Annotated in this window: 4 protein-coding genes; 1 reads left to right on the forward strand and 3 read right to left on the reverse strand. The window is 74.2% G+C overall.

Annotated features, from left to right (window positions below; translation table 11 throughout):
- Positions 1–218, forward strand: a 218-nt coding sequence (locus E1281_RS40920) for a hypothetical protein (protein ID WP_165959300.1), incomplete at its 5' end; no start/stop codon positions are given.
- Positions 219–315: 97 nt separating this feature from the next.
- On the opposite strand, the gene mshC is transcribed toward E1281_RS40920, so the two are convergent.
- The 3 genes from mshC to E1281_RS38540 form a co-directional block, all read right to left on the reverse strand.
- Positions 316–1,554, reverse strand: a complete 1,239-nt coding sequence (gene mshC / locus E1281_RS38530) for a cysteine--1-D-myo-inosityl 2-amino-2-deoxy-alpha-D-glucopyranoside ligase (protein ID WP_131884632.1) — start codon at positions 1,552–1,554, stop codon at positions 316–318.
- 67 nt (positions 1,555–1,621) lie between these two features.
- Positions 1,622–2,566, reverse strand: a complete 945-nt coding sequence (locus tag E1281_RS38535) for an ABC transporter permease (protein ID WP_131884633.1) — start codon at positions 2,564–2,566, stop codon at positions 1,622–1,624.
- Positions 2,563–3,480, reverse strand: a complete 918-nt coding sequence (locus E1281_RS38540; protein ID WP_243717791.1) for an ABC transporter permease — start codon at positions 3,478–3,480, stop codon at positions 2,563–2,565. Before E1281_RS38540 ends, E1281_RS38535 begins: the two co-directional genes overlap by 4 nt.
- Positions 3,481–3,488 lie beyond the last annotated feature (8 nt).

A 3,488-nucleotide genomic window follows, 5' to 3' on the forward strand; every position in this document is an offset into this window, starting at 1 on the left:
GCTCCCCCGACCCCGCCCGGTACTGCGGAGCCCGCGACCGGGACTCCGAGTTCCGCTCCGGCCAGTGGTACTGCGTGCCGCGCGGCGGCGACATCGGCGTGGACACCCACATCACGATGACGCAGGTGTGCACCTCCCAGTACCGGCCGGACGCCGAGGCCCGCCTGCGCGGCGACGGCGGCACCCCGGGCGACTGGGACTGCTACGTCATGCGGTGAATCCGTTGCAGTCCAGGCCCGCTGCACTCGCCTGGCGGCTCGCTCCGTGACCGTTCCTGTGCGTGGCCAGGGCTTCGGAAAGGCCGGGCCTCCGACGTCACAGCGCTATGCCCAGGAGGGCGTCGGTCAGGGCCTTCACCTGGGATGGGGCCGTGGCGTCGGTGCCGTCGGCCGCGGCCCAGGCGTCGACGGCCTTCAGGGCCGCGGGGGCGTCCAGGTCGTCGGCGAGGTGGCTGCGGACGGCCTCGGCGACCGGGGCGGCGGGCGGGCCGGACGCGCGGGACGCCGCGGCGCGCCAGCGCTCCAGGCGGGCCTCCGCCTCGGCGAGGCGGTCCGGCGTCCACTCCCAGTCGGACCGGTAGTGGTGCGCCAGCAGCGCCAGCCGGATCGCCATCGGGTCGGTGCCGGCCTCGCGCAGCTTCGACACGAACACCAGGTTGCCGCGCGACTTGGACATCTTCTCGCCGTCCAGGCCGACCATGCCCGCGTGGACGTACGCGCGGGCGTGGGGGCGCTCCCCCGTGGCGACCTGGGCGTGGGAGGCGCCCATCTCGTGGTGCGGGAACGCCAGGTCCGAGCCGCCGCCCTCGACGTCGAACGCCATCCCGAGGTGCTCGATGGAGATCGCCGAGCACTCCACGTGCCAGCCGGGGCGGCCCTCGCCGAACGGCGAGTCCCAGGCGGGCTCGCCGGGGCGCCGGGCCGACCACAGCAGGGCGTCGAGGGGGTCGCGCTTGCCGGCGCGGTCCGGGTCGCCGCCGCGCTCGGCGAACAGCGGCGCCATCTCCTCACGGGTCAGCCTGCTGACCTGCCCGAAGTCCGGGTCGGCCGCGACCGGGAAGTAGACGTCGCCGCCGACCTCGTAGGCGGCGTTGCGGCCGCGCAGCTTCTCGATCATCTCGATGATCAGCGGGATGGACTCGACCGCGCCGATGTAGCGGTCGGGCGGCAGGATCCGCAGCGCGGTCATGTCGTCGCGGAACAGCTGGATCTCCCGGTCGGCCAGCGCCCGCCAGTCCTCCCCGGTCTCGCGGGCACGTTCCAGAAGCGGGTCGTCGACGTCGGTGGCGTTCTGGACGTAGTGCACCCGGTGGCCGGCGTCGCGCCACACGCGGTTGACGAGGTCGAAGGCCAGGTAGGTGTTGGCGTGCCCGAGGTGGGTCGCGTCGTAGGGGGTGATGCCGCACACGTACATCCGGGCGGTGCCGCCGGATCCGGCCGGGCCCGCGGGACGCGCCGTCCCGGTCCCCGTGTCGTGCAGTCTCAGCGGCCATGCCGCGGCGGGCAGGCCCGCGTCGGGGAGGTGGGGGACTTCGGAGGCGGGCCACGATCGCATACGGAAAGCTTATCCATGCCCAGCTAGCGGGGTTACGCCGAGATCATGGCGAAGTGTCCGGGCCGGGTCAGGCGAGGCGGACGCGGGGGTCCAGGAACGAGTAGCAGATGTCCACCAGCAGATTCGCGACGATCACGCACAGCGTCACCAGCAGCGTCACCCCGATGATCACCGGGGTGTCGCCGGCCGCGATGGAGCGGTGGACGAGCTGCCCCACGCCCTGCAGGCCGAACACCTTCTCGGTGACGATCGTGGAGCCGATCAGCGCGCCGAGGTCGATGCCGAACTGGGTGACGACCGGGGTCAGCGCCGACCGCAGCCCGTGCCCGACGACGACGCGGCGCTCCGGCAGGCCCTTGGCGCGGGCCGTGCGCACGTAGTCCTCGCCGAGGACGTCGAGCATCGCGCCGCGGGTGAGGCGTGTGTAGGTGGCGAGCATCAGGAACGCCAGCGCGGTCCACGGCAGGATCATCCGGCGCAGGAAGTTGTCCTGCAGCGGCGGGCCCGCCTCGAAGAGGTGGACGCCGCCGTCGCCGAGCCGGGTCGCGAACAGGTACAGCAGCGCCAGCGCCATCACGAACGGCGGCGTGGACAGGCCCGCCAGCACGATCACCGTCGCGGCCCTGTCCCACAGGCTCCGCGCCCTGGCCGCGCTGAGGACGCCGAGCGCGACGCCCCCGGCGAACCACAGGACGCCGCCGCCGATGACCAGCCACAGCGTCGTGGGCAGCCGGGCGGCGATCAGCGCGGTCACTGGCGTGCCGCTGATGTAGGAGTCGCCGAGGTCGCCGTGCAGCAGCCGCTCCATGAACCGCCAGTACTGGACGGCGAAGGGGCGGTCCAGGCCGAGGTTGGCCCGGATCTGCGCCAGGGTCTCGGTGGTGGCGCGGGGCCCGCCGATGATCCGCTCCACGGGGACGGGCGACAGGTGCACGAACACGAACACCAGCGTCGCGACCAGCCACAGCACCAGGAGCGCGTGCAGCAGGCGGCGGGCGGCGAAGCGGGTCACCGGCGGCCCCCCTTGCGCGCGGCGGCGCGACCGCGGTGCGGGTCGAGCGCGTCGCGGACGCCGTCGGCGAGCAGGTTGAACGACAGGGTGGTCGCCAGCAGCAGGACGCCCGGGACGGCCAGCAGCCACCACGCCGTCTGGAACACGTCGCCGCCCTCGCCGAGCATCGACCCCCAGCTCGGCGTCGGCGGTGGCACCCCGGCGCCGAGGAACGACAGCGTCGCCTCGAACACGATCGACGCCGGGACCAGCAGCGCGGTCAGCACGGTGACCTGCGCGGCCAGGTTCGGCAGGATCTCCGCCACGATGATCCGCGCGTTGGACGCGCCGAGCGCCCGGGCGGCCTCGACGAACTCCCGCCGCCGCAGCGACAGCACCTGCCCGCGGATGATCCTCGCGAACGCCGCGACGGAGAAGAACGCGATCACCAGGATCGTCATCACGATGCCGGCGCGGGCGGAGGAGATCTGGAAGGCGGCCGACAGCAGGATCGCCACGAGCAGGTAGGGCAGCGCGAGGGCGCCGTCGATCAGCCGGGACAGCACGGCGTCCAGGAGGCCGCCGGCGAACCCGGCCAGCGTCCCGGCGGCGGTCCCGGCGACGGCGGCCAGCAGCGCCGCCGACACCCCGACGGCCAGGGAGATCCGCGCCCCGTAGGCGGCGCGGACGAGGACGTCCCGGCCGAGCTGGTCGGCGCCGAGTGGGAACTCCCGGCCGGGCCCGCGCGGCTGCCCGTTCATGTCGAGGCCCGTCGCGGGGAACGTCGCGTCGCCGGGGTGACCGGTCAGGTGCGCCCACAGCGGCGCGAGCAGCGCGAACACCGCGATCAGCAGCAGCACGGCGAGGGACGCGACGGCGGCGCGGTCGCGACGGAACCGTTCCCAGGCGGTCCGGGACGGGCTGCGCCCCCGCACCCGCCCCT

It is taken from the genome of Actinomadura sp. KC345 (assembly GCF_004348515.1).
Taxonomy (GTDB): domain Bacteria; phylum Actinomycetota; class Actinomycetes; order Streptosporangiales; family Streptosporangiaceae; genus Spirillospora.